The following is a 24,821-nucleotide window of genomic DNA, read 5'->3' on the forward strand; positions in this document are numbered from 1 at the left end:
GATATATTTGGATAAGGGCTCTTTAATGATTGGAAAGAGTTACATCTCTAGTAGACCCGTTTCTTATGGTAGAATAAGAGACGGGAGAGGTGAGCGCTATGAAGCAACTTCAAGACAAAATGACAGATTATAAACGTTTTGCGTTTGTATTGCTTAGTCTTAGTGTTTTCTTATATATTGGTTCTTTTCTTCCAGTTGAAGGGAAGACGGATGGTGCAGCCCTTATTTTAACGGGTGGTGGGTTTGTACTCGTTGGGATTGCGATTTTCTTCTATTCTCGCGCTATCGCTATTCAAAAAAAAATAAACGAGCAAGATATAAACTATTAAACGATATATGATGAATGATCCATATGTTTTAATGAAAGCCGCTTCTTTTTTGGAAGCGGCTTTTGTATTTCCTAATAAGTCATGATTTCTTTAAGGCGTCCCTGCCATTTCTCGTCATCAAGAATAATTTGAAAAGAGATTCTTCTGTTTTTCTCGTACGCATCACTTGTATCTTCTTCAATAACTGGTTTATATTCTGAATATCCCGTTGCCGCTAAATATTTTGCATATTCTGGAGTATCTAGTTTAGGGTTTGCTTTCATCAATTCCTTTACAACTGCGACAGAGCGATCAGCTGAAAGTTTCCAGTTATCATAGGGAACTTTATCAGTATGTCCTTCGATTAAGATGATATAGAGGTACTGACTAATATCTTCTTCATCGATTAAATTAGCAAAAACATCCGCCAGGTCGTTTAAAACTTTTTTCCCCTGAGGGCTAATTTCGGCGCTTCCTGTATCAAATAAAATATCTCCTTCGACTGAAATCGTATTATTTGGTCCGCGAACGATCTTATCTTTGCCAACGTTTTCTTCAAGCTGTTCCTCAATTAAATCACTAATATGCTTTTTGACATCTGCTACTTTGGCAAGCTCTTGTTTCATAACCGTTTGGTCATATGCATCATAGATCATTTGAACGAACGCGATGATCGCGATAAAGAGCATGACAAGAACGATCATCGCCATCATATCAGCAAAACTAGGCCAATAATGTTCTTCATCACTCTGTATTTGAAATCGCCTTTTTCGATTTTTCATCGATTGTCACCAATCATCCTTGATTGGACATGCTGCTGTGCCATAGATTGACGACGCATTTGCTCCTCGTACAAGCGTAGCTGTAGTTGATGTGATTCTGAGAGCTGGTGTTGAATATCTTTTAGCTCTCGAGCTAGACCTTGGTAAAGAGAATCAAGACTGTTTGATAGAGCTCTCATTTCATGCTGAAGAGGTTGATCACGCTGGTCCCGTTCCATTCGATGAATAATTGGCTCAAGTGCTTCACGCTTAATTTTATCGAGAGAGCTATACCAGGCTTTTTCAAGCTGTAAAACTGATTCAGCGAATTCTTGAGAAGCTCTTCCATATTGATTTTGCTTATCTTGATAGCGGTAATACCATTCATCCTGCATTTGGTGAACGCGCCTCTCAAGCTCCTCCTGCGAGCCTTGGAACCGCTGCATTTGTTCATCTAAGCCTCTTAAGTAATGTTGACCTGTTTCTTCTGCTTTCTTTTGAGTTTCCTTGATTAATTGATCCGATCGTTGAACAAGCTGCTCGAATTTACGCTGACCAGATTCATGGTGTTTAGATAAAGATTGAAGTTGACTTTCGAGTGATTTTAATCGATTCCCAAGATCGATAATTCCGTTCGTTGCTTTTTCTTGAACACCGTCAAGTTGGGTAAATGAGTCTTTAAGTTTTATGCCGAATGATTCCAACGTCTCGGTACTACTTGAGAATTGTTCGGTATATTCACGTTGAGCTGTTAATGTAGCTTGAACGTCTTTCATCGCCTGTTCAAGACCAGCTGTAAAGTGGACCATATTGGTCGAAAAGTCTCCAAGTGTTTCATGAAAACTATCTTGAATCCTACCTGCAAGGCGATCTAAAATGCGTTCCATTTCATCGTGAGGTTTTTCCTGCGTTAAGCTTGCATTTAGATTATGATCAAGAAGGGACTCACAATCCGAAATGATTTTCTCCAAATAATAAGCAGTTGTTCGCCCATTTGTTAATACACCATTTTGGATAAGTGTTAAAAATAGAGCATTACCAATCCCGGCTATGCTTGTGATGAATGCAACGCTCATTCCTTGAAAAGGACTTGAGATCGCTTCAATCACGGAAGCAAGATTGAGGTTTGCATCTTCTGGTTTCTGTGAAAGAAACATAAGCGTTTCTTGCATCGATGAAATGGCGAGTGTAAGTCCGATAAAAGTTCCTAGTATTCCTATGATAATGGAGGTAGGGGGTAGCTGCTGCATGAATCGCATCATTCCACCTGCTGGAACACGAGCAAAGCCAAATAGAGGAACGGATTCTTTATAGAAATGTTTCTCAATAAGAGCTTGTGTATTGACTTGAGATACGCCTGCTAAATGGTATGACTTGTATTCTTTCATAACATTTTGAATCCATGGTGCAGTATGAGTCGTTGAATCATTTTGTATCTCAGCATTCTCAATATCTCGGAGCCATTTTTTCATTTGTAAACTAATCTGAATCGTAGCTGTTACCCCGAACACAGCAAGAAATCCAATGATAAAGAGGACGATTGTTGTCACGTTCAGCATATGTTCACCTCCACTTTGTATATATGTATGTCCTCTTTAGCAGAACTTTCTTGGTTTCTTATAATATAAGGGGATTTAGGTCAATGTTGAAGATTGTCGAAAATATTCATATAAATAAAATATTTAGGAAATTTAGTAAAAAAGGTTTACTTAAATGGTGGATTTGGATATACTTACCTTTGTAAACAAATATGAAAAAAGGAGGTCGAACAGAATGATGAAAATGATGAAAGCAGATGCAACGACTGTAACTGAATATGCACAATCTGTTCGACCAGTGCCTCGATAAGAGGAATCCTTTTTAATATCGGATTGAAAAGCCGCAGGTCGATGCCTGTGGCTTTTCTATGCTTTTTTTGCCGCAGGCTAATATCCTGCGGTTTTTTGTGTCCAAAAATGGAGAGGAGGAATGTAAATGGTAAATGGAAAAGTGTTGAACGTAAAGCAACTAAAAAGGAAAAAATGGGTCCCCAGAAGTAATTGAATAGAAAGGAGGTCGTTAACATGTTGCCATTCCATTTAATGATCATAACAAAAGTGAAGGGTGCTTTTCATCGTAGTTTATCTACGGAACTACATCAGCGCTCCATTCATCAACGCATGTCAGAAGCCGAAATGAAACGAAACCGAGCTTCGATGTGGTTATCCTAATTTAAAAGACAGTAAGGAGAAATGATCATGTTAACGATACATTTAGTTTTTGTCACAATTCGTCTTCGCGTTCATGAACGAACTTTAGCTGAGGAACAACATTATTTGCGAGTGAAAAGACAAATGAATGTAAGAAGTGAAAAACCAATCTGGATGCATTAATACCAAAACGGAAAGGAAGAGAATGATGATTATCGATCAGAAGAAATTAGCCATTCAAAAATGGATCGCAGTAGAGAAAGGGTTAACCTGAAGTAATCTATCTGGAAAGGAGTGAAGTGGAATGACTTTACATTTATTGTTTGTTACAATCACTTTTTCGATCAAACGTAATCGGCATACGCTTGATCAGGAATTAGACCATAAGAGAAGGCAAGAACTGATTGATTCAAACCAATACAAACAAAGTTTCTATATCCATCAATAAGTCATAAGGCAGGCGCTCCCTGCCTTATGACTATTTTCTTGAATGCATCGCTATTTTGTATGAAAAGGTAAGATGCGAGTCAAAATAGTAGTGTACATATAGCTGAATCTGTTTTTAAAAGTAGGCAAAGGGGTATTGATTAGTAGAGAAAATTATATAAAAATAAGAGATGTGGTATTTAAAAGGAGTGACAATAATGAGAGAAATGCAAAAAGAAATTATTGAAGAGCTTGGTGTACAACCTTCAATTGATGTAAAAGAAGAAGTCAAAAAGCGCGTTGGATTTTTACAAGATTATCTCAAGAAAAGTGGAACAACTGGATTTGTTCTTGGAATATCAGGTGGACAGGATTCTTCACTTGCAGGGCGTCTTGCACAAATTGCAGTTGAGGAACTTCGTGAAGAAGGAACTGATGCAAGTTTTATTGCTGTGCGATTACCATACGGAGAGCAAAGTGATGAAGATGACGCTCAGGCCGCACTCAAGTTCATTAAGCCTGATCAAACGGTTACGATTAATATTAAACCTGCCGTTGATGCTTCAGTCTCAACATATCTTGAAGCCACAGGAAATAGCCTTACTGATTTTACAAAAGGCAATAACAAAGCTAGAGAGCGAATGATTGCTCAGTATAACATTGCAGGCGATGAGAAGAAGCTTGTTATTGGAACAGATCACGCAGCAGAAGCTGTGACGGGCTTCTATACGAAGCATGGCGATGGGGCATGCGATATCACGCCTCTTTTTGGTTTGAATAAACGTCAAGGTAGAGCGATTCTTGAAGAAATCGGTATGCCAGACCATCTTGTGGAGAAAGTGCCGACAGCTGATTTAGAAGATGATCGCCCAGCACTTCCTGATGAAGAAGCGCTAGGAGTAAGTTATAAGCATATCGATGATTACCTTGAAGGAAAAGAAGTTCCTGAAGAGGCTTCTAAGACAATTGAGAATCATTTCATTAAAACAAAGCATAAGCGAAACATGGCCGCAACAATATTCGATAGCTGGTGGAAGTAAGATGAGAAAGAGACCTGAATAAGGTCTCTTTTTTTTGCGTATGAATAAATAAAACAGGAGATGGCGCTATCAAGGTGAAAGGGTTTGGGGACATGAGCGATAATCTAAATTACCTTCAAGACATTAGTCACAAGCTTCTCAGAGATTCAGGTTTAGATGTGCAAATTCAATTAAAAGACTATTTTCCTGAGCGAAGACTAATAGGAGGAAAATATTCATTAGAAACGAATCAAGTCACAATTTATGTAGAAGAGGTACGAACGCAGTGTGTTAAGTTAATTGGATCAGAGGAACAATTTCTTGATTTTTTCACTGTGATTTTGGCTCATGAACTTGGTCATGCCGCAGACTCTAACCTTCCTATTTTAGCTAGTAAGAGGGCACATACTGAGTGTTTAGAAATGAAGAAGCAAGTATCCGTCCTAATTGAAAATAATGCCTGGAACTATGCTTACAATCTTGTTCCACAATTCAAGGACATTCTAGCGCTTCTAAAAGAACACTCTATGAAGCTTTATAAGTAAAATTTTATAATATGTAATTTTCTGAAAACATATACAGATGATAAACACCTTGTTAAAATAAGTGAAAAACGTGCTTCACATCCATTTAACGTAAAGGTGTGACGTTTATGAAGGTAATCAAAACGTATTACCCGAAAGTGAAAGCAGTCGAATTTTTTATGATGCTTGTGTATAGTATTGTCGTTTGCTTTGGCACCCTATTGTTGTGGTTAAAAGAAGATTTAACATTTGAACGCTGGCGAAGTTTCATGCTAATTGGGCTCATTTATGTCTTGTTTTGTACCTTTCTTAGTTTCTGCATTCGAACACAGCGAATCGAACTAACAGAATATAGGATCGAACACAAGTTACTAGGATTTAGCTGTCGAAGTGTAGCTTTTTCGTCCGTTAAAGAAGTTATGTTTGGAAAAATAAACGGTTCCCCAGTTATTGCTATTATTAACGAAAATACTCAAAAGCCTATCTTTGCCCCTTATATTCCATTTGAAAAGGACTGGGATGAAATTAGTTCTTTCATAAAGGAACGAAATCACACGGTTATTATAACAATTTAAAGAAGCGCCTATTTGGCGCTTCTTTAATGTTTAGAAGTTCGGTTATGCCATTGATGGTTCTAGAGCGACGGCTGGACCGAAAAACTCAAAATGCATTTTATCTTCATCGACTCCGAGCTTTGTTAATGCTTCTTTAACAGCCTTCATAAATGGAAGTGGTCCACAGAAATAATAATGCGTATTGTGTTCTAATGGAAGAATTTCTTTTAACCATTCGCTCGTTACAAATCCTTCTTTTTGATAACTGTTTTTCATAGAATCCTCTTTCGTAGGGGATTCATAACATACGAAATAGTCCATAGATGGATGATTGAGAGTCTTAAGTTCCTCGTCAAAAGCATGGACATTTCCATTAAGTGCTGCATGAACAAAAGTCGTTTTTCTATTTTGATCTGCGCTGACCTTCAGCATACTTAGCATAGGTGTTATACCTACCCCACCACTTAAAAGAACGATTGGAGATTGATCTTTCTCCAAATAAAAGTCACCTGCAGGAGCGGTTAAGCTTAACTCATCATTTTCTTTAATATTGTCGTGTAAATAGTTGGAAACGATTCCGTCAGGTTTTGAAGGATTTTTTTCTTTTTTCACAGATATACGATAGTAAGGTTTACCAGGAACGTCAGATAAACTGTACTGACGAATATGAGTGAATTGATCTCCTGGAATGTGAACTTTGACACTAATATATTGTCCAGGTTTAAATGAAGCAATTGGATTCCCATCAGCTGGTTTTAAATAGAAAGAGGTAATTACATCACTTTCTTTCTGTTTCCTATCGACAACAAAAGTACGTTCAAGGTCCCAGCCACCCTGTTGTTTTGCTGCATCTTCATACATCTCTTCTTCCACCTCGATGAAGACGCTAGCTATGACGCCATAGGCCTCTTCCCATGCAAGTAAGATTTCTTCTGTTGCAGCTTCTTTAAGAACTTCTTTAATTGCCTTAAGTAAATATTCTCCTACAATTGGGTAATGTTCTGGTTTAACACCAAGGCTACGGTGTTTATGAGCAACTTGTTTAACAACAGGAAGAATAGTTTCTAATTGATCAATATGTTTGGCAGCCGCATAAACTGCATTTGCAAGAGCTTGTTGTTGTCTTCCTTGTTTTTGATTAGCGTGGTTAAAAATATTTAATAGTTCAGGATGGTTCTCAAATAGCATTTCATAAAAACGCTTTGTAATTTCAGTACCGTGAACTTCGAGGACAGGTACTGTTGATTTAATTGTAGTAATGGTTTTAGATGATAACATAGATAAAACCTCCATAATTTTAAAGGTGTATTTTTAATACATCTTTATGGTATCGAATTGTTATTTGAAAAGCAATATAAAATATACATCTTTAAAGAAACGTTCACATCTTATAGAAAGCATTGTAGAACACTATGTTTTAGGAGGTATGATAAAATAAACTTATGAACAATGGAGCGAAAAGAGGTTGAAGGAACATGCGTTTAACTAATTACACGGATTACTCGTTAAGAATGCTGATTTATCTTGGTAGTATGAAAGAGAATAAGTTAGCTAGCATACAAGAAATCGCTAATGCCTATCAAATTTCAAAAAATCATCTCATGAAAGTAGCACATGAGCTTGGGAAAAATGGATATATCGAAACGATTAGAGGGCGAAATGGTGGATTGCGACTCGCTCATCTCCCAGAAGATATTAATGTAGGAAAAGTTGTAAGAAGCACTGAAGAAGACTTCAATTTAGTGGAGTGCTTTGATAAGCAAAATAATAGCTGTGTGATTAGTCCTGCTTGTCGATTAAAACATGTCCTACATGATGCCTTATCAGCTTATTTTGAAGTTCTTGATGGTTATCAGCTGTCTGATTTAATTATAAACGATGAGATGCTCGTTAAACTATTCAACACTAATCTATAGCGTAGCAATCTAATTATGTATGAATATACTGTCATTAGAGGAGAGTGGCAGGTATGGAATGGTTAGAGCTGACAGGTCTTGGCGGAATCGTTGCTATCCTAACAGTTATACGTTTGAAGTATGGACGTTACTCCACCCATCATCGGTATTTAAGGGAAGAAGTTATGTCTGAGAAGTGGGCAAGAGAAAAGAAGAGAGATCATAACGGTTGATAAGACGTTCCAGTCAGGGGCGTCTTATTTTTTAATTAGAATTCCATAAGGACAGACACGTAGGGGTAGGCATTCACATAAACATAAGATATAGTAAAAGCCCATCTTTGGGAGGTGAGTATGTGTCATTACTGGCAGCACTTGCTTACGTATGTAAGGAAGTTCTTTTCTTTGTCTCGTTTGTGAAGAACAATGCTTTTCCTCAGCCTCTCTCAAGAAAGGACGAAAGAAAGTATTTAGAACTGATGGCAAAAGGTGATGAAGATGCACGAAATCGTCTGATCGAGCATAACCTCCGTCTTGTCGCTCATATTGTGAAGAAGTTTGAAAATACAGGTGAAGACCCTGAAGATCTCATTTCGATAGGGACAATCGGATTAATTAAAGCAATTGAAAGCTACTCTACTGACAAGGGTACTAAGCTAGCAACCTATGCTGCAAGATGCATTGAGAACGAAATTCTGATGCATCTCCGCGCTTTGAAGAAAACGAAAAAAGACGTATCTCTTCATGACCCGATAGGTCAAGATAAGGAAGGGAACGAAATTTCTCTAATCGATGTCTTAAAAGCAGAAACGGAAGATATTGTTGAATTAATTCAGTTAAACATGGAGAAAAAGAAGATATATGAGTACATTCATATTTTAGATGACAGAGAAAAGGAAGTTATTGTTGGGCGATTTGGTCTGAATCTTGAGAAGGAATTAACACAGCGAGAAATAGCCCGACAGCTTGGGATCTCACGAAGTTACGTATCTAGAATTGAAAAGCGAGCACTAATGAAACTGTTTCATGAATTCTATCGTAATCGAAAAGAAAGAGAGAGTGGAGCCTAAACCTGCCAACTGGCAGGTTTTTTATGTTTGTTTCATCAATTGGTCATAACGCTAATAGGAAAAATAACTTCTCTCTTCTCGTGAGAATTATTGGCAGTTTGTTCGTAATACGATCGGAACAAACAATCTGAATGAGGGGGTATATGAAGTATCAAAAATTAAAAGGGTATTTAACTCATCATCAGTCGGTCGAAATAGTCTATTTATCAAAAGAAAATCAGATTTCTGAATGAGTGGTAACAACTTATGTTGTAAATGTAGAAGAAACAATTGGATTTTGTCATTTAAGAAAGAGAGTTTGAATGTTTAAAACTGAACTACTCTTTGTTGACTAACCATGTCAGTCTGCCAGGAGCAAGGACTCATTAATGAATTAAAAGCTAAAAATAGCAAAAAAAGGACTCCGGAGGTTTTCCTCCGAAGCATTTTAAGGTTGGTCTCTTTTAGTTTAACACACAACAGCAAAAAAGCAATAACGCATTGAAGAGTTTATTATTTCTCCTCTGCATTAGTGTTATATGTTGAGAGAACTTTTCGTGTCCATATTTTATATCCTTCTCCATTAAGATGAAGCCCATCAAATGTGAAATCTTTATTTAACTGACCAAACTCTACTAGCTCTGGATAAATATCAATAAATTGATAATCATACAGATTTGAAAGATCTTCTAGACGTTTATTTAAATCCTTAATGATTGAATTATTTAGTGGATGACCAGTTAATGCTGTGTTCACCGGAAATAAACTTTGCACATAAACTTTGGTGTTAGGTGATTGTGTTTTGAGCGTATCTAGAATTTGCTTATAATTGGTTTCAATTTTGTTTACTGATTGGCCAGCAATCATATCGTTTATACCAATTAACAAATAAATCCGGTCTGGCTTAGCTTTTACGACTTCTTCAATCCTGTTTAAAACTCCTGTAGTCGTATCGCCAGCAATACCGCGATTTAATACTTCATGGTCACTAAGAGCTTCCCCCCACTCATAATAATCAGTCAAACTATCACCAAGGAAAATGGTTTCACTTTCCTCATGTTTATAAGAGTCATAAATGCTCTTTTTAGTCTGATAATATTTAGTATAATACGTAATGTTTTTCTTCTTTGATTCTGAATCGTTCTCGGGCATTTCATTTGCATTGGTTCTTAGAAAATCTGTTTGGTTCTCAGCCAATGCCAGCAAAATAACAAGAGATCCCGCAACTAGAATCAGAATCCATGATTTTTTCTTCACAACTATCACACTCCTATAGATTACGATAGGTATTATACCCTATCTATGTTAATGCGAAAGCTGAAAATGGTTTTTACTTTAAAAATGAGTAAAAAAACCCCCAAAATTGGAGGTTATAGCGTGATATTTGTCTTTTTTTGTAAGAAATCAACATCCTGATAGTAAGCATCCTTTACAAGAAGGTTAGGTCCTAGACACTTTACTGCAGGGCAATGACAACTTATGCTTTGAGCCATTTTACTTTTTTGCCATTTTTCGTAAGCATCATTTAGATTAGTATCTTTAATATTTCCAAGTGGTGGCGTATCTCCAAAATCAGTTACGATAATATCGCCATCGAAAATATTCATATTTAATCTAGAACGTCCATCTGGGTCATTTCTAACAGTGACATTAGGTTCTGAATATAATCTTTCGAGAAGTCTAAGGTCTTCTTGATTGGAACTGCATGGGTAAAATGGAAGGGTACCGAATAAGAGCCAAACATCTGGATCTCGATTATCTAATAAGCGGTGAATTCCTTCTCGAATTTCATCCAAAGAGGCAATATCAAGACCTGAAGCGAAGTCCGAAGGATACATCGGATGCACTTCATGACGCTGGCACCCCATGTCTGCTATTTGTTGATGAATGCTCACGATATTTGGAAGAGTTCTACGATTAATCATTGTCTCCGCTGATACGATGACACCTTTAGATGTTAAATCTTTTGCATTCTCAACCATACGATGGAAATAAGCTTCTCGCTGTTTGAGAGATGGCTTCCTCTCCATAACAGCGAATCCAATGTCAGTAAAATCGTCTATGCTTCCATAATTATGTGAAATATGTAAAACATCAAGATAGGGTATGATCAGATCATATCGCTTACGATCAAGCGTTAAATTTGAATTGATTTGTGTTCTCGCTCCGCGTTCATGAGCGTATTTAAGAAGTGGAGCTACATATTGCTTAACCGATTTCATGGAAAGCATTGGTTCACCACCCGTAATACTTAACGCCCTAAGTTTTTCTACTTGATCAAGACTACGAGTAATAAGCTCTAGTGGGAGTGGATCAGGATCCTTGGGTTGCAATGTATAACCAACTGCACAATGTTCACATCTCATATTACATAAAGTAGTCGTTGTCAGTTCTATGTTGGAAAGAATCATATTTCCATATTCTTCAACATCCATATAAGCTTCCCATGGGTCATAGCTAGGCGTTATTGTTTTCATTGGTGTTATCATTTAAATCGACCCCTTAGTGTTAGTTCAAGGTTTACACCCTTCTATAATTGTAGAACATAAGATGAAGGATGAACAGATGTAGTAATGAATTTAGAAAACTCCGCCAATGTCCATACATCTTTGATCAACCTATCATAGACTGTAATATCTACCAACAGATGGTTTGAAGGAGAGAAGGAGGGGGAGCATGAGTTACGGTTATCCCGGTTGTGGTTATCCTTATCCGCCTTACCCATACCCATATCCAGGCTATGGCGGAGGATATTTTGCCTTAATTGTTGTTCTACTAGTTTTACTACTTGTTATTGGCGGAGGATACTATTACTACGCTAATCATTATGGAAGCTATAAGTAATTTAATAAATCTATAACAATAATTTCATGAACACTATTAACACATAAAAAAGCAAGTACGAAAGGGGTTAACCCTTTTTCGTACTTGCTTTTTGGTTTTGTGCTTTATCAAGATCATCTCTCGTAGTTTTATCCCAGAGCGGAACACCTTTTTGATAAGCAGCTCTAGAAATCATATGTCCAGAAACTGGAGCTGTCATCAAAATGAAAATAATACCGAGAATGAGCTTACCACTTACCATTTGTTCTTCAAAGATAAAATAAAGGAAAGCGGCAATAAGGATTCCAGCTACTCCTAGAGTAGCGCTTTTTGAAGCAGCATGTAGACGAGTGTAAACGTCAGGAAGTCGAAAAATTCCAAGCGCTCCAGAAAAAAGGAAAAACGTGCCAATGATCATAAAAATGCTAATCACGACTTCTTTCAATGATAACACCCTTTTCCAGAAATTTAGCAATAGCTACTGTGCCTATAAAAGCGAGAATTCCAATAAGAAGAATAATATCATTGAAATACGCTGTTTCCAGTTTGATTGCTAGAATACCCGCTATTGCCATAAGGTTAATGCCGATTGTATCCAGTGCAACAGCACGGTCGGGATTAGAAGGTCCTTTTATTGCTCGATATAGTAAAAATAGGGTAGAGATTGCGATGATGACGATACAAATGGTTGATACAGTAGATAAAAGAGAAGTCATCTCGTCACCTCCATAATTGCTTTCTCAAATGTGCCTTTAATTTCTTTAATAACCTCATCTGCATCAGGTGCGTCCATAGCATGGATATAAATGTGCATGTTATCTGGAGCGACTGAAACCGTTAGTGTCCCTGGTGTTAATGTAATGAGATTTGCGAGCATCGTAATTTCCCAGTTTGTTCGAACATCAATGGGTACAGCGATAATACCTGGTTCCATTTTAAGTTTGGGACTATATACGAGCTTAACAACCTGAACATTAGCCATAATCAGCTCTTTAATAAACAAAAACAATAACTTAAGAATCGCCCAAAGACGATAAAAGTAAAAGCGGTCTGGAATGAAACGCTCCATTAATAGAAGTAATCCGATTCCAAATAAATAGCCTACAAAGAACGTACTAAAAGAGTAACTTTCAAAAAGAAACATCCAGAGAACGGCAATAATCAGGTTTATGATAATTTGTATTGGCATGCCATCTACTCCTTCATAACCGAATCAATATAATTTGATGGATCAATCATTTGATCCGCAATTGTTTGAACCGTAGGATATATAAATTCTGCACCTAATCCAAGAAATATCGTGAAAATGAGTAAGAAAGCAGCAGGCATTATTTTACCTTTAGTAGAGTTAACTGTTGAAACATATTCCTGCTTTGCCTCTCCCCAGAATCCATTAATAAAGATGCGGATAACTGAAAGAAGAATTAAAAGACTGGTCACTAATCCTATAATCGCTAGTACATAATGTCCTTCCTCAAAAGCACCTCTTAAAATAAGGAGTTTACCGATAAATCCACTAAATGGCGGTAATCCAGCAAGCGCTAATGCTGCAATGAAAAAGAGCCATCCAAGGACAGGTTGATTTTTAATGATGCCACCCATCTTTCTTAAATCTGATGTGCCTGCGTAAGCCACCATAGCACCAACAAGGAAGAAGAGTGCAGCTTTGATAATCATATCATGAAGCAAATAATAAATTGTGCCTGCTAGAGCAGTTGCTGAGAACGTGCCAATACCAAGAATCATATAACCAACTGCTGGAATGATATTATAGGCAATAATCAATTGCACATTATTCGTCGAAAGGGCCCCAATCACACCGAAAACAAGCGTGAATCCTGCCAGTACAAGCAAAATTTGATGCGTAACTGTAAGGTTATAGACGAAGATCAGAGAGAAAACTCTTAGTATAGAATATACCCCAACTTTTGTAAGTAACGCTCCAAATAATGCTGAAATAACAGTTGGTGGAACTGTATAAGACTTAGGGAGCCAGAAATATAATGGGAAAAGCGCTCCTTTCGTTGCAAAAACGATCAATAACAAAATGCCAATGGTCGTTAACACACCATCCTGTTGAACTTCACCGATCCGTTCAGCTAACTGAGCCATATTGACTGTCCCAACTACTGCATATAGAAAGGCGATCGTTGTAACAAACAGCATAGATGAAAATAGATTGATAATGATGTATTTAAAGGACTCTCTGAATTGTTCTTTGGTCCCACCAAGAACGATTAATCCGTATGAAGCAATAAGCAGAACTTCGAAGAAGACGAATAAGTTAAACAGGTCTCCTGTTAGAAACGCACCACTAACACCCGCAATGAGAAGTTGAAAAAGCGGATAAAAGTAAAAACGTTCGCGTTGTTCATCAAGCGAATTAAAAGCATAAAAAGCACATGCAACCGCAATGATATTCGCAGTGACGACTAACAACATAGCAAGCGGATCGGCGACAAGAACAATGCCATAAGGCACTGTCCAATCCCCGGCTTTTAATACGATCGTGCCGTTTTGAATCACATTAAATGCGATGACAGATACAACTGAGAGATTGACAAGCACCATAATGCGTGTAATCAATCGTACAAGTGGCAACCGTTTATTGAGGAATACAAGAATGATTCCAGTTAATAACGGTAATAAAATTGGTAGTATAGCTAGATTACTCATTTTCGTTACCCCTTAACTTCTCCATATTATCAGTACCGTTCGTTTGATATGTCCGATACGCTAGCACAAGAAGAAACGATGTCACACCGAAACTAATAACGATGGAAGTTAATATAAGTGCCTGTGGCAACGGATCAACATAACTTGTTACGCCTTCTGCAAGGATAGGAGGTTTTCCACGATTTAACTTTCCCATCGTAATAATAAAGAGGTGTGCTCCATGAGACAACAGTGCCGTACCGATAATGATTTTAAGAATTTGTTTTTGCAGCATCATGTAGACACCTGCTGTAAAAAGCAGACCTGCAAGTACAGACATGATAATTTCCATTAATCATTTCCCTCCTTCTTACTCGGACGCAATTTAATCATTGTGAAGATGCCGAGCGCAGCAAGTCCAAGTACAAGGATTTCAAGCATCGTATCCAGTCCACGGAAGTCAACAAGAATAACGTTAACAACGTTGTCTCCTCCGCCCAATTTATAAGAGTTTTTAAGAAAGTACTCTGAAATTGGTTCAAACAATTTCGTACTGTGTGAAGCGATTCCTATCATAGTTACAAGAACCCCTACAGATATAGAGATGACCCAGTTAACGGCGTTTGTTCTTTTAGATTCCTTCTGTTTATCAAAATTAGGCAAGTGATAAAAACATAGAAGAAATAGTGCGACCGTAACGGTTTCTACAATAAGCTGAGTGAGCGCTAAGTCTGGTGCTCGGAAGAAGACGAATAATAGGGATAATCCATACCCTACGATTCCAAGTACTAGAATAGCGGCAATACGATTCTTCATAAAAATCGTTCCAAAAGCAGCGCCGGCCATCACAATCGCTATAAGTAACTCAGGAATAGCAATCGGGGCCAGGTCATCAAATGACATTTCGAAGCCTCCAGTAACACTTATGGTGATGGAGACAAGAGCTATGAAGAAGATTAGGATATATATCATGTAATGCCTGAGAGATCCAGTCATATAACCATTCGTTAATTTCTTAGATCCATTTATGATGCCGTTTATAATACCATCATAGGCTTTAGCTGCAGAAAGTTTACCAGGTAAAATAGTGTATATACGTTCCCATTTTGTACGGGTCAGATAGAAAGCCGTTCCTAGCAAAAGTACAGCTAAACTCATGTAAAGAGCAGGCCCTAATCCGTGCCAGAATTTAATATGCGTTTCACCAGCTGAACCGGCTATGGAATCCACCATTGGTGAAAGAAGAGAATGCCCAAAAACGTTCGGAACAAAAGCAATGACGATCACAAGAAGTACAAGAATGATTGGCGAGATAAGCATACCAATCGGTGCTTCGTGTGGTTCTTTAGGTAATTTATCCCTTTGCTTACCGGTAAATGTTCGGAAGAAAAGCATAATGGAATAAACAAAAGTGAAGATACTTCCGCCAACTGCTAAATAAGGGAAATAAGGTGAAACTGCTTCAACAATTGTAGATGCATTTTCAAAATGCAGGGACGATTCAAAGAACATTTCTTTACTCAGGAAACCGTTTAGAAAAGGTAACGGGAATCCTGCCATTGAGAATGTGCCAAAGAATGCTAAGGTTGCAGTGATTGGCATGAACGTAAATAGGCCTCCGAGTCTTCTAATATCTCGAGTGCCTGTCTCATGATCAATAATACCTGCGACCATAAAGAGACTCCCTTTGAACGTAGCGTGGTTCAAAATGTGGAATACAGCTGCAAGAATAGCCACCTCAGTACCAAAACCTAACATAGCCATGATCATACCTAGTTGACTTATCGTCGAATAGGCGAGGATAGCTTTAAGGTCTGTTTGTCTAACCGCCATATAGGATCCCCAGCATAGCGTGAGCAATCCAAATCCACTAACAATCAAGAAAAAGAGATCAGTACCTGCGAAGATGAGGCTTAACCTCGCAACAAGGTAGATACCAGCTTTAACCATAGTAGCTGAGTGTAGGAAGGCGCTGACTGGTGTTGGTGCTTCCATTGCGTCAGGTAACCATGTATGAAATGGAAACTGAGCTGATTTCGTAAAAGCCCCCAGTAGTACGAGTACTAAGATGAATGGGAAAAGGGAAGACGTAACAATCATCTCTCCGTTTTCAATAATCTCCCTAATACTTGCCGTTCCTGTGATATCTGCCATGAGTAGAAAACCACCGAGCATGGCTAGACCGCCAAAAACAGTAATCATCATTGATTTAAGGGCACCAGATGTTGATTTCTCTCGTTGGTACCAGTATCCAATTAGCAGGAATGATGAAATGCTCGTTAATTCCCAGAATGTGTAGAGAACAAATAAATTATCCGACAACACAACCCCGAGCATGGCTCCCATAAACAATAGGAGATAGACATAAAAATGGCCAAGCTTTTCGGCTTTACTTAAATAATAAATGGAATAGAGAACAACGAGTGATCCAATTCCAGTGATCAAAAGCGCGAAAAACAGGCCAAGACCATCAATATAGAATGTAACGTTCACTCCGAGTGACGGAATCCACTCAAACGTTTTAAGTGTATGTACACCCTGCGTAACTTCTTTTATAAACGTAAGAAAATACCCAAACAACACTATCGGAACTAAAAGAACAAACCATCCTAAATGGACTTGTTTCACGCCCCGATAAAGTAACGGGATGAAAAACGCTGCCAGAAAAGGTAGCAAGACAGCTGCATGAAGCATTCTACAAAAACCTCCCCACTAATGCTCAATATGATAAAAGTTCAAATGAACTCATATTGCGATACCTCAATTGTAATCAAAAACCGACACGTTTATCAACTTTTCCTGTTTAAAAAAGCAACTTTCCCGTATAAGTTTTCCAAACATCGCCGATTCTATTTGCGAAAGGAGGATTCACGTGATAAAATCCATTTCTATTCTTATTCCTATCCCTATCCTTATATTGTTAACGGCGTGTCAAACGATATATAAAAGCGAAGATCAATCTCCATTTGGTCCAAGAGAATATTTTCGCTCGATAGAAATGGCTCCCATCGGAGCAGCAATAATGCAAGATAATAAACCGTTAAGTTCATTGGAAGCTATTCGAAAAAAAATAAAAAACGAGTCTGCTATAAATGATGTCATTATTTTATCCCGTAATGACCAAACGGTTGTGGCGTTGAAACCTTTTGCATATACAAGACAAGATATTGAGCCATTACTTACAGAGTACAAGGAATGGTTTCAAGCAGAAGGATTGGCGGTTGTCTTTTTATCAGAACCTGATCACTTTCGAAAAGCGAAGAAAATGAAGACGACTGATGAAGTAACAAGCGAAGAGTGGACTTCTTCATGGGGGAACTACTTTGAAATCGAATAAAACAAAAAGGCCAACCCTGGATACGATCAAGGTTGGCAATGTTTAAATCCCGATAAGAGGAACTTGCTTATCAAGTCTGCGCCTTTTGATCTCACGTTGAATAAGACCAATAAAGTCACTACTTAGCTTTAATTCTTTTGCCTTATAAAAGGATTCAATCAATAAGTCATCTGATAACTTTTCCATGATTAAGCACCTCCTGAATAAGGTTCTATTCTCCGTCTAGTCCGCATATTGTGTATGTGGATCTTTTATTTGCAGTAAGCTTACCACGTAAACATACGGAGAACAACCGTTCCGTTATCCACAGTAAAGAGTGGATAATTTGTGGGTATCATGTTTATATCTTAGTCATTCACAATGATTTAATGGTTTGTATATGTTAATAATGTTATCCACATATTTTGTGAATGACATAATGTGTCGAAAAATTTTGATTTTATTATTTTGTTTTCATTTTGTTCATTCGTAAGTTAATAGTTGTACGAGGTGAAAATATTGATACAATAGGGATGTCACTAATAGTAGGAGTGTTGCAATTTGCTAAATAAATTTTTACCAAATGAACATGTACAAGACATCTTTCAAATAAGTCCAGAATTATTGAAAGAGCGAGGCATTAAGGGCATTATTACTGATCTCGATAACACCCTTGTGGAATGGGATAGAGCTGACGCCACACCTAAGTTGCTAAAATGGTTTAAGCAAATGAGTGATGAGGGCATTCTCGTTACCATTGTTTCGAATAATAATAAGACAAGAGTAGAAAAGTTTGCTTCACCAGTTGAGGTGCCATTTATATATGAAGCTCGAAAACCAATGACTAAAGCTTTTCGGAAAGCGTTGAAGGATATGAACCTTAACGCAGATGATACTGTAGTTATTGGAGATCAAATTTTCACGGATGTCGTCGGAGGAAATCGCATGGGGCTTCATACAATTCTTGTCGTGCCAGTTGCAAGCACAGATGGGTTCTTTACGAAATTCAATCGAAAAATAGAAAGCATTTTCCTTACCTGGATGAAACGAAAAGGGAAGATAAATTGGGAGGAATAAGTTTGGACAACGAACAAATTATTTGCGCCGGATGCGGTGTACACATTCAAACAGAAGACAAAAACGCACTTGGCTATGCACCACCGTCTGCACTTAATCGAGACGTCATTATATGTCAGCGTTGTTTTCGTTTAAAGCACTATAATGAAATTCAAGACGTTTCTTTAACAGATGATGACTTTTTGAAAATACTAAATGAAATTAGCCATACGGATGCTCTTATCGTCAAGATTGTCGATATCTTCGATTTTAATGGAAGTTGGCTTCCTGGTATTCAGAGATTCGCGGGAGGAAATCCTGTTTTATTAGTAGGAAACAAAGTAGATTTGTTGCCCAAGTCAGTAAACAAATCAAAGTTAGTAAAGTGGATGCAAACAAGTGCCAAAGAGAATGGACTAAAGCCTGCTGATGTCATGTTAATGAGTGCAGAAAAAGGCGATAGCGTTATGGATGTAGCAGGTGAAATTGATCGCTTGAGAGATGGAAAAGATGTTTATATAATTGGCTGTACAAATGTTGGTAAATCAACTTTTGTAAATCAACTTATACAAGAGTTTGGCGGAGATGAAGAGCAAATGATTACAACAAGTCAGTTTCCAGGTACAACACTTGACTTGATTGATATTCCGCTTGATGATGGAAAGACATTATATGACACTCCAGGTATTATTAATCATCATCAGATGGCACACTTTGTCAACGCTGAGGAATTAAAAGTAATTAGTCCCAAGAAAGAAATTAAGCCTAAAGTATTTCAGTTAAATGAAGGACAAACACTGTTTTTCGGTGGACTTGCACGCCTTGATTTTGTGGAGGGCGGAAGGCAGTCTTTTATTTGTCATGTGTCAAATGATCTCTATATCCATCGTACAAAAATTGAGAAGGCTGATGATCTTTATGATGAGCATCTAGGAGAACTTCTTTATCCTCCAGGAGATCAGTCAAAGAAAGAGCTGCCTGCTCTAGTTGGTCATGAACTCCGCATTAAAGAGGAAAAGATGGATATCGTTTTTTCAGGTCTAGGATGGGTAACTGTATCCGGTAAAGGAACAACTGTGAAAGCATATGCACCTGAAGGAGTAGGCGTGTCTATTAGAAAATCACTCATCTAGGAGGCAGATAATGGGGAAGTTATATGGACTGATTGGTCATCCTATAGGACATTCGATGTCACCGATCATGCATAACGGTGAATTTAAAGAGCTTGGTTTATCTCATCATTACCATGCATTTGATCTATCGCCAGAACAGCTGGAAGATGGTGTGGATGCGATGAAAATGCTTGATATTCAAGGTTTCAATGTGACCATTCCACACAAAGTCGCCATTATTCCATTACTAGATGAGGTGGAGCAAGAAGCTATCGATATTGGTGCAGTTAATACGGTTTATAAGCGTGATGGTAAATATATCGGTACCAACACTGATGGATCAGGTTATTTATTTTCGCTGCTCACTTTGATTGAAGAAAAAAACTTGAGTGGAAAGAAAATTCTTGTTATTGGTGCTGGTGGCGCTGCTCGAGCAGTTGCTGTTTCTGTTTCCCAATCCGAGGTTGCATCTTTAACGATTGCCAATCGAACACTTGAGAAAGCAGAAGAACTATCAAAATTATGTCAACATTACAGCGTGGCAAATGCTATATCGCTATCTGAAGCAGAGACTTCATTGGGACAGTTCGATATCGTTATTAATACAACGTCTATTGGTATGAGCCCTCACCTTGATCGAATGCCAATATCACTTGAACATATAAGATCAGGTACGGTTGTTAGTGATTTGATTTATAATCCGCTAGAAACAAAATGGATGAAGCTTGCAAAATCAAAAGGAGCAGTCACTGATAATGGCATCTCGATGTTCGTTGAACAAGGGGCGCTTGCATTTGAAAAGTGGACAGGTGTCTCGCCTGATCGGAAACGAATGCGAAATACGGTTTTAAAAGAGCTAGGAGGATATTCATGTTAACAGGAAAACAAAAGCGTTTCTTACGCGCAAAAGCTAATCGTCTTAACCCTATTTTCCAAGTAGGAAAAGGTGGCGTGAATGAGAATATGACAAAACAAATTGAAGAAGCATTAGAGGTTAGAGAGCTTATAAAAGTAAGCATTCTTCAAAATTGTGACGAAGATCGCAATACAGTTGGGGGACAACTATCAACTGAAACAGGGGCGGAGCTCGTACAAATTATTGGGAATATGGTTGTTTTGTATAAAGAATCAGAAGAGAATAAAGAAATTATTCTTCCATAATGACTGTTGAGAAAAAATTAAGAGTCGGCCTACTTGGTGGAACATTTGACCCCCCTCATCTCGGTCATCTTACCATTGCGCAAGGGGTGCTCGAAACTTGCCAAATGGATGAAATTTGGTTTATGCCAAGTCATCGACCTCCACATAAAAATGGTAGTCATATTACTGATAATCATCATCGTGTGAAGATGGTACAGTTGGCAATAGAGGGGAACCCTTACTTTAAGCTTTCTTTAATCGAATTTGAACGTAATGATCGATCCTATACAATCGATACAATTGAAATATTGAAAGAAAATTATCCTAATATCGATTTTTATTTTATCATTGGTGGAGATATGATTGAGGATCTCCCCAATTGGCATCGAATTGATGAGTTGTCTTCGATGATTTCATTTGTAGGAGTAAATCGACCTGGGTATGATCCAGATAAAGAACGTTACAATGTTTCTGTTATAGACGTTCCTCAAATCGATGTTTCTTCAAGTGAATTAAGAGACGATTTACGCCATAGAAAGAGTGGACGGTACTTGCTTCCAGAAGCCGTCCGGACCTTTATTGAAGAGAAGGGATTATATGAATCGAACTGAAGCGTTAAAGTTAGTTGAGCCTCATTTAACTGAGCATCGCTACGTTCATACTGTTGGAGTAACGGATACTGCAATTGAGCTTGCAGAAAAATATGGCGCAGATCGTCAAAAGACAGAAATTGCGGCTATTTTTCATGATTATGCTAAGTTTCGTCCAAAGGATGAAATGCGCCAGGTTATTATTGATCAAGGATTTCCTAAAGATTTGCTGGAGTATTCGCCTGAACTCTGGCACGCTCCAGTTGGAGCTTATTTAGTACGTTGTGAGATAGGGATTGAGGATAAAGAAATTCTAAATGCCATCAAATATCATACTTCAGGTCGTCCTGAAATGACATTAATGGAAAAGTGTGTGTTTATAGCTGATTACATTGAACCAGGACGCTCATTTCCTGGTGTAGATGAGGTCAGAGAAATGGTTCAACAAGATCTCGATCAAGCTATTGCGTTGTCTCTCAGGAATACTGTGCAGTTTCTAATGAAGAAGAATCAACCCGTTTATCCGGCGACGTTCTTAACATATAACAGCATTGTAAAATCATTGAACGCCTGAGAAGAATTGGAGGAAACAATATGAATGAAAACCAAATGATTAACCTTGCTGCAAAAGCAGCCGATGATAAAAGAGCTGAAGATATTGTAGCCCTTAATATGAATGGAGTTTCTTTAATTGCAGATTACTTCTTGATTTGTCACGGGAATTCAGAGAAGCAAGTTCAAGCTATTGCCAAAGAGGTTAAAGACCAGGCATTAGAGCAAGGTATGGATGTGAAGAGGCTTGAGGGATATGACCAAGCGAGATGGGTTCTTGTTGATTTAGGGAACGTTATTGTCCATATTTTTCATAAAGATGAGCGCAACTATTATAATCTTGAGAAATTATGGGGCGATGCACCGCATTTAAGCCTTGAAGAAATTCTGGCATAATATGCAATCGTATGAACGCTTTTCTTATGTTTACGATCGTTTGATGGAAGAAGCTCCTTATGAGAAATGGTCTGCTCTTGTTAAAGGGGAAATGTCCCATGGTCGTATTTTGGATTTAGGATCTGGTACTGGAGAATGTTCAATTAGACTTGCGTCAGCGGGATATGATGTTACTGCAGTGGATTTTTCAGAACATATGCTTTCTGTAGCGCAAGATAAAGCACTAAAATACAATCTTCCTTTAAACCTGCTCCAACAAGATATGAGAGAACTTGATACTGGTGAAACTTACGACATAGTAACGATTTTTTGTGATTCTTTGAACTATGTCACAGATAAAAATGGTGTTCAAAATTCTTTTCGGAGCATTTATAAGCATTTAAAACCAGGTGGGGTTTTGTTATTTGATGTTCACTCTCTTCACAAAATGGAAAACCATTTTGTTGGCCATACCTTTGCGAGTAGTGAAGATGACATTTCCTATATATGGAATAGTTATGCCGGGGAAGAAGAGGGATCTGTTGAGCATGAATTAAGCTTCTTTGTAGAAAATGAAGAAGGTCTCTATGAACGATTTGATGAGCTTCATTTTCAAAGAACGTTCCAAATGGATGATTATATATCTTGGTTAACAGAGGTAGGCTTTTCAAATATTACAGTAACAGCTGACTTTACTGAGCTAGCTCCAATTCCTACATCTGAGCGCCTGTTTTTTAGAGCTGTGAAATGAAAAAAGAGTGATTTCAATTGAAATCACTCTTTTTTTTTTTTTGGTTAAAGGAAACGGCTAAGTTTTGACGAATGAACTTTTTAAGTAGTTATTATTTTTGTCTCGATTCTTCCTTGAATTGAATTTTAATTCCTTCGCGATCTTCATCAAATTTTTTATGAGTGCTCTGTATTAAATGACGAAACATTTCTCCAGTTTCCGCTTCGAGAACTTTCAACCCTTCTCCAGTTACGCCTCCTTTTACAGTTACTTTTCTCTGCAATGTTTCAAGTGAAAAATAATCTTTTTCAAGAAGCTTTCCCATCCCGATCAGCATTTCAGTAGCCAAAATGGCAGCCTGTTCATTTGATATGTCTGTTTCAGCTACTGCTCCTTCGATAAACTGTTGGATCAAGTAACTAAGAAAAGCAGGACCACAACTGACAATATCAGATGAAACTCTAGTGATTTCCTCTTCTGTTTCGATCGGCGTTGAAATTTGTGACATGAGGTAAAGCAATTTCACTTTATTTGCTTCAGAACACTGACTGCTGAATGTTACGAGTGAAGCGCCGCTTAGTGCCCTGTTTGTAATGCTTGGGATGGCTCTTGCAACATCACATGGAACAAACGATTGAAGTTCACTCACCTTAATTGGACTTGTGATGGAAACAACAAGATGCTGGGGTTTAAGTCCAGGTCGAATTTTCTTCAAGAGTGGGAAATACTCATGCGGCTTTACACAAACAAAGATCATATCAGATTTTTTCACTACTTCTTCTGCGCTTCTCACAAGGTTTAACGAAGGGTACTGCCTTTTTAATGTTGCCGCCTTTTCGATTGATCGATTTACTATTGTGAGATGGGAAGGTATTACGGCGCACGAATCAATAAAGGAAGAAATAAGAATTGTCCCCATATTGCCGGTACCAATTACACCGATTTTCAATTTACTCCCCCTCCTTCCATACTCATTTCTCCTACAACATATGTATGAAAGTCTCAATATATGTTTAAGACCATGAAACATTAGAAAGGTATGAGAAAAGAATGAAGTATTTTCTAAATTTAACTGTTCGTGAAAAAGTAATTCTTTCTATTCTGGGCGTTTCGATTGGCATTAGTTTCCTCCTTTATTTTAATGTATTTGCAAAAAATCAAGACAATCTCACATTTGATCATGCGCTTTTAGAAAGTGAAGGTGGTGAACTCCAAGAAACAAAAAAAACGGTTGTAGAGAAGCCAGTTGATGTAGTTAGTGTCGTACTGGTAGACGTGAAAGGAGCTGTAGTAGCGCCAGGCGTGTATGAAATAAATAGCAATGGGCGCGTCAAGGATGTCATTAAAAAAGCTGGAGGATTTCTTGAAGATGCCGATCAGGTTCAGCTGAACTTAGCAAGCAAAGTAGTGGATGAAATGGTCATTTATGTACCAATAGTTGGGGAAGTGACATCTAGTTCAGTTAGTTCAGTTAGTGAGAAGCCAAGTGTTGAATCACAGCTCGTTTCAATTAATTCAGCTGATTTAAATGAGCTTCAAGAACTGCCGGGGATAGGTCCTGCAAAGGCTGAAGCAATTGTTCAATTTCGAGAAGACAATGGTGGTTTTACTGCAATAGAAGATTTGATGAACATCAGTGGGATCGGGGAGAAAACGTTTGAGAAATTAAAGGATTTGATTACGGTTCAATGAGATAGATTGACGAGACAGTTTATTTAGATCAAACTAATAGAAGATAAAAGACATTG

34 protein-coding genes are annotated in these 24,821 nt (G+C 37.9%); 21 read left to right on the forward strand and 13 right to left on the reverse strand.

The window, feature by feature from the left end:
- Positions 1 to 98 precede the first annotated feature (98 nt).
- A complete protein-coding gene (locus ABVF21_RS11450; RefSeq protein WP_303531811.1) occupies positions 99 to 329 on the forward strand; it encodes a YrhC family protein in 231 nt (76 codons plus the stop codon).
- 71 nt (positions 330 to 400) lie between these two features.
- Here the strand turns inward: ABVF21_RS11450 and ABVF21_RS11455 are convergent, their stop codons facing one another.
- Positions 401 to 1,090, reverse strand: coding sequence for an OmpA/MotB family protein (locus ABVF21_RS11455; protein ID WP_194219459.1), 690 nt, complete (start codon positions 1,088 to 1,090; stop codon positions 401 to 403).
- Positions 1,087 to 2,628, reverse strand: coding sequence for a hypothetical protein (locus tag ABVF21_RS11460; protein ID WP_303531809.1), 1,542 nt, complete (start codon positions 2,626 to 2,628; stop codon positions 1,087 to 1,089). Before ABVF21_RS11460 ends, ABVF21_RS11455 begins: the two co-directional genes overlap by 4 nt.
- A gap of 504 nt (positions 2,629 to 3,132) precedes the next feature.
- On the opposite strand from ABVF21_RS11460, the gene ABVF21_RS11465 reads away from it, so the two are divergent.
- The 6 genes from ABVF21_RS11465 (at position 3,133) to ABVF21_RS11490 (ending at position 5,802) form a co-directional block, all read left to right on the forward strand.
- The gene (locus ABVF21_RS11465) at positions 3,133 to 3,279 is read left to right on the forward strand and encodes a hypothetical protein (protein WP_194219461.1); all 147 of its coding nucleotides are present in this window, start codon (positions 3,133 to 3,135) and stop codon (positions 3,277 to 3,279) included.
- Between the two features lie 27 nt (positions 3,280 to 3,306).
- Positions 3,307 to 3,441, forward strand: a complete 135-nt coding sequence (locus ABVF21_RS11470; RefSeq protein ID WP_276511805.1) for a hypothetical protein — start codon at positions 3,307 to 3,309, stop codon at positions 3,439 to 3,441.
- Between the two features lie 121 nt (positions 3,442 to 3,562).
- Positions 3,563 to 3,706 (forward strand): YrzI family small protein, encoded by a 144-nt coding sequence (locus tag ABVF21_RS11475; protein WP_194219462.1) that lies wholly within the window; start codon positions 3,563 to 3,565, stop codon positions 3,704 to 3,706.
- A gap of 196 nt (positions 3,707 to 3,902) precedes the next feature.
- Positions 3,903 to 4,724, forward strand: a complete 822-nt coding sequence (gene nadE / locus ABVF21_RS11480) for an ammonia-dependent NAD(+) synthetase (protein WP_194219463.1) — start codon at positions 3,903 to 3,905, stop codon at positions 4,722 to 4,724.
- Between the two features lie 92 nt (positions 4,725 to 4,816).
- Positions 4,817 to 5,248 carry a hypothetical protein gene (locus ABVF21_RS11485; protein ID WP_303531802.1) on the forward strand — a complete coding sequence of 144 codons (432 nt, stop codon included), beginning with the start codon at positions 4,817 to 4,819 and terminating at the stop codon, positions 5,246 to 5,248.
- A gap of 107 nt (positions 5,249 to 5,355) precedes the next feature.
- A complete protein-coding gene (locus ABVF21_RS11490) occupies positions 5,356 to 5,802 on the forward strand; it encodes a hypothetical protein (RefSeq protein WP_303531799.1) in 447 nt (148 codons plus the stop codon).
- A 42-nt stretch (positions 5,803 to 5,844) separates the two neighbouring features.
- On the opposite strand, the gene hmpA is transcribed toward ABVF21_RS11490, so the two are convergent.
- A complete protein-coding gene (hmpA, locus tag ABVF21_RS11495) occupies positions 5,845 to 7,059 on the reverse strand; it encodes an NO-inducible flavohemoprotein (protein WP_303531796.1) in 1,215 nt (404 codons plus the stop codon).
- Between the two features lie 197 nt (positions 7,060 to 7,256).
- On the opposite strand from hmpA, the gene ABVF21_RS11500 reads away from it, so the two are divergent.
- The 3 genes from ABVF21_RS11500 (at position 7,257) to sigK (ending at position 8,745) form a co-directional block, all read left to right on the forward strand.
- The gene (locus ABVF21_RS11500) at positions 7,257 to 7,697 is read left to right on the forward strand and encodes an Rrf2 family transcriptional regulator (RefSeq protein ID WP_371018228.1); all 441 of its coding nucleotides are present in this window, start codon (positions 7,257 to 7,259) and stop codon (positions 7,695 to 7,697) included.
- 53 nt (positions 7,698 to 7,750) lie between these two features.
- The gene (locus ABVF21_RS11505; protein WP_303531793.1) at positions 7,751 to 7,909 is read left to right on the forward strand and encodes a hypothetical protein; all 159 of its coding nucleotides are present in this window, start codon (positions 7,751 to 7,753) and stop codon (positions 7,907 to 7,909) included.
- Positions 7,910 to 8,031: 122 nt separating this feature from the next.
- Positions 8,032 to 8,745 carry an RNA polymerase sporulation sigma factor SigK gene (sigK, locus tag ABVF21_RS11510; protein WP_194219469.1) on the forward strand — a complete coding sequence of 238 codons (714 nt, stop codon included), beginning with the start codon at positions 8,032 to 8,034 and terminating at the stop codon, positions 8,743 to 8,745.
- 492 nt (positions 8,746 to 9,237) lie between these two features.
- Here the strand turns inward: sigK and ABVF21_RS11515 are convergent, their stop codons facing one another.
- Positions 9,238 to 9,981 (reverse strand): GDSL-type esterase/lipase family protein, encoded by a 744-nt coding sequence (locus ABVF21_RS11515; RefSeq protein ID WP_303530517.1) that lies wholly within the window; start codon positions 9,979 to 9,981, stop codon positions 9,238 to 9,240.
- A 113-nt stretch (positions 9,982 to 10,094) separates the two neighbouring features.
- The gene (yfkAB, locus tag ABVF21_RS11520) at positions 10,095 to 11,213 is read right to left on the reverse strand and encodes a radical SAM/CxCxxxxC motif protein YfkAB (RefSeq protein ID WP_303530518.1); all 1,119 of its coding nucleotides are present in this window, start codon (positions 11,211 to 11,213) and stop codon (positions 10,095 to 10,097) included.
- 187 nt (positions 11,214 to 11,400) lie between these two features.
- Here yfkAB and ABVF21_RS11525 point away from each other — a divergent pair, with 187 nt between their 5' ends.
- Positions 11,401 to 11,568 carry a hypothetical protein gene (locus ABVF21_RS11525; protein ID WP_194219472.1) on the forward strand — a complete coding sequence of 56 codons (168 nt, stop codon included), beginning with the start codon at positions 11,401 to 11,403 and terminating at the stop codon, positions 11,566 to 11,568.
- A 67-nt stretch (positions 11,569 to 11,635) separates the two neighbouring features.
- On the opposite strand, the gene mnhG is transcribed toward ABVF21_RS11525, so the two are convergent.
- The 6 genes from mnhG to ABVF21_RS11555 are packed head-to-tail and all read right to left on the reverse strand — an operon-like array spanning position 11,636 to position 16,896.
- Positions 11,636 to 12,001: a monovalent cation/H(+) antiporter subunit G gene (gene mnhG, locus ABVF21_RS11530; RefSeq protein WP_194219473.1), complete on the reverse strand. Its 366-nt coding sequence runs from the start codon at positions 11,999 to 12,001 to the stop codon at positions 11,636 to 11,638.
- The gene (locus ABVF21_RS11535) at positions 11,973 to 12,263 is read right to left on the reverse strand and encodes a Na(+)/H(+) antiporter subunit F1 (RefSeq protein ID WP_194219474.1); all 291 of its coding nucleotides are present in this window, start codon (positions 12,261 to 12,263) and stop codon (positions 11,973 to 11,975) included. The genes mnhG and ABVF21_RS11535 overlap by 29 nt, the downstream gene beginning before the upstream one ends.
- Positions 12,260 to 12,736: a Na+/H+ antiporter subunit E gene (locus ABVF21_RS11540; RefSeq protein WP_194219475.1), complete on the reverse strand. Its 477-nt coding sequence runs from the start codon at positions 12,734 to 12,736 to the stop codon at positions 12,260 to 12,262. The genes ABVF21_RS11535 and ABVF21_RS11540 overlap by 4 nt, the downstream gene beginning before the upstream one ends.
- A gap of 5 nt (positions 12,737 to 12,741) precedes the next feature.
- Complete coding sequence (locus tag ABVF21_RS11545) at positions 12,742 to 14,223, reverse strand: Na+/H+ antiporter subunit D (protein ID WP_303530521.1); 1,482 nt, start codon at positions 14,221 to 14,223, stop codon at positions 12,742 to 12,744.
- Entirely contained in the window at positions 14,216 to 14,554 is a 339-nt protein-coding gene (locus ABVF21_RS11550) for a Na(+)/H(+) antiporter subunit C (RefSeq protein ID WP_194219477.1), read from the reverse strand. Before ABVF21_RS11550 ends, ABVF21_RS11545 begins: the two co-directional genes overlap by 8 nt.
- Positions 14,554 to 16,896 carry a Na+/H+ antiporter subunit A gene (locus ABVF21_RS11555; protein WP_303530524.1) on the reverse strand — a complete coding sequence of 781 codons (2,343 nt, stop codon included), beginning with the start codon at positions 16,894 to 16,896 and terminating at the stop codon, positions 14,554 to 14,556. The genes ABVF21_RS11550 and ABVF21_RS11555 overlap by 1 nt, the downstream gene beginning before the upstream one ends.
- 178 nt (positions 16,897 to 17,074) lie before the next feature.
- On the opposite strand from ABVF21_RS11555, the gene ABVF21_RS11560 reads away from it, so the two are divergent.
- On the forward strand, positions 17,075 to 17,539 hold the full coding sequence (locus tag ABVF21_RS11560) for a hypothetical protein (RefSeq protein WP_303530525.1): 465 nt from the start codon (positions 17,075 to 17,077) through the stop codon (positions 17,537 to 17,539).
- 42 nt (positions 17,540 to 17,581) lie between these two features.
- On the opposite strand, the gene ABVF21_RS11565 is transcribed toward ABVF21_RS11560, so the two are convergent.
- Positions 17,582 to 17,725, reverse strand: coding sequence for a sporulation histidine kinase inhibitor Sda (locus ABVF21_RS11565; protein WP_303530527.1), 144 nt, complete (start codon positions 17,723 to 17,725; stop codon positions 17,582 to 17,584).
- A 354-nt stretch (positions 17,726 to 18,079) separates the two neighbouring features.
- Here ABVF21_RS11565 and ABVF21_RS11570 point away from each other — a divergent pair, with 354 nt between their 5' ends.
- Genes ABVF21_RS11570 through ABVF21_RS11605 form a run of 8 tightly spaced genes read left to right on the forward strand, consistent with a single transcriptional unit; the run spans position 18,080 to position 23,094 of the window.
- Positions 18,080 to 18,595 (forward strand): YqeG family HAD IIIA-type phosphatase, encoded by a 516-nt coding sequence (locus tag ABVF21_RS11570; protein ID WP_303530529.1) that lies wholly within the window; start codon positions 18,080 to 18,082, stop codon positions 18,593 to 18,595.
- Between the two features lie 2 nt (positions 18,596 to 18,597).
- Positions 18,598 to 19,707 (forward strand): ribosome biogenesis GTPase YqeH, encoded by a 1,110-nt coding sequence (gene yqeH, locus ABVF21_RS11575; protein WP_303530530.1) that lies wholly within the window; start codon positions 18,598 to 18,600, stop codon positions 19,705 to 19,707.
- A 10-nt stretch (positions 19,708 to 19,717) separates the two neighbouring features.
- A complete protein-coding gene (aroE, locus tag ABVF21_RS11580) occupies positions 19,718 to 20,563 on the forward strand; it encodes a shikimate dehydrogenase (RefSeq protein WP_303530533.1) in 846 nt (281 codons plus the stop codon).
- Positions 20,557 to 20,847, forward strand: coding sequence for a ribosome assembly RNA-binding protein YhbY (gene yhbY / locus ABVF21_RS11585; RefSeq protein ID WP_303530534.1), 291 nt, complete (start codon positions 20,557 to 20,559; stop codon positions 20,845 to 20,847). The genes aroE and yhbY overlap by 7 nt, the downstream gene beginning before the upstream one ends.
- Positions 20,847 to 21,437: a nicotinate-nucleotide adenylyltransferase gene (locus ABVF21_RS11590; RefSeq protein WP_371018229.1), complete on the forward strand. Its 591-nt coding sequence runs from the start codon at positions 20,847 to 20,849 to the stop codon at positions 21,435 to 21,437. The genes yhbY and ABVF21_RS11590 overlap by 1 nt, the downstream gene beginning before the upstream one ends.
- Positions 21,424 to 21,990, forward strand: coding sequence for a bis(5'-nucleosyl)-tetraphosphatase (symmetrical) YqeK (gene yqeK, locus ABVF21_RS11595; RefSeq protein ID WP_303530538.1), 567 nt, complete (start codon positions 21,424 to 21,426; stop codon positions 21,988 to 21,990). Before ABVF21_RS11590 ends, yqeK begins: the two co-directional genes overlap by 14 nt.
- 20 nt (positions 21,991 to 22,010) lie before the next feature.
- Positions 22,011 to 22,364: a ribosome silencing factor gene (gene rsfS / locus ABVF21_RS11600; RefSeq protein WP_194219487.1), complete on the forward strand. Its 354-nt coding sequence runs from the start codon at positions 22,011 to 22,013 to the stop codon at positions 22,362 to 22,364.
- 1 nt (position 22,365) lies between these two features.
- Entirely contained in the window at positions 22,366 to 23,094 is a 729-nt protein-coding gene (locus tag ABVF21_RS11605; protein WP_371018230.1) for a class I SAM-dependent DNA methyltransferase, read from the forward strand.
- Positions 23,095 to 23,185: 91 nt separating this feature from the next.
- On the opposite strand, the gene comER is transcribed toward ABVF21_RS11605, so the two are convergent.
- A complete protein-coding gene (gene comER / locus ABVF21_RS11610; protein WP_194219489.1) occupies positions 23,186 to 24,022 on the reverse strand; it encodes a late competence protein ComER in 837 nt (278 codons plus the stop codon).
- A 101-nt stretch (positions 24,023 to 24,123) separates the two neighbouring features.
- Between comER and ABVF21_RS11615 the strand changes: the two genes are divergently transcribed.
- Positions 24,124 to 24,765 (forward strand): helix-hairpin-helix domain-containing protein, encoded by a 642-nt coding sequence (locus tag ABVF21_RS11615; RefSeq protein ID WP_303530539.1) that lies wholly within the window; start codon positions 24,124 to 24,126, stop codon positions 24,763 to 24,765.
- Positions 24,766 to 24,821 lie beyond the last annotated feature (56 nt).

The organism is Pseudalkalibacillus sp. JSM 102089, assembly GCF_041366475.1.
GTDB classification, from domain to species: Bacteria; Bacillota; Bacilli; order Bacillales; family Guptibacillaceae; genus Guptibacillus; species Guptibacillus hwajinpoensis_B.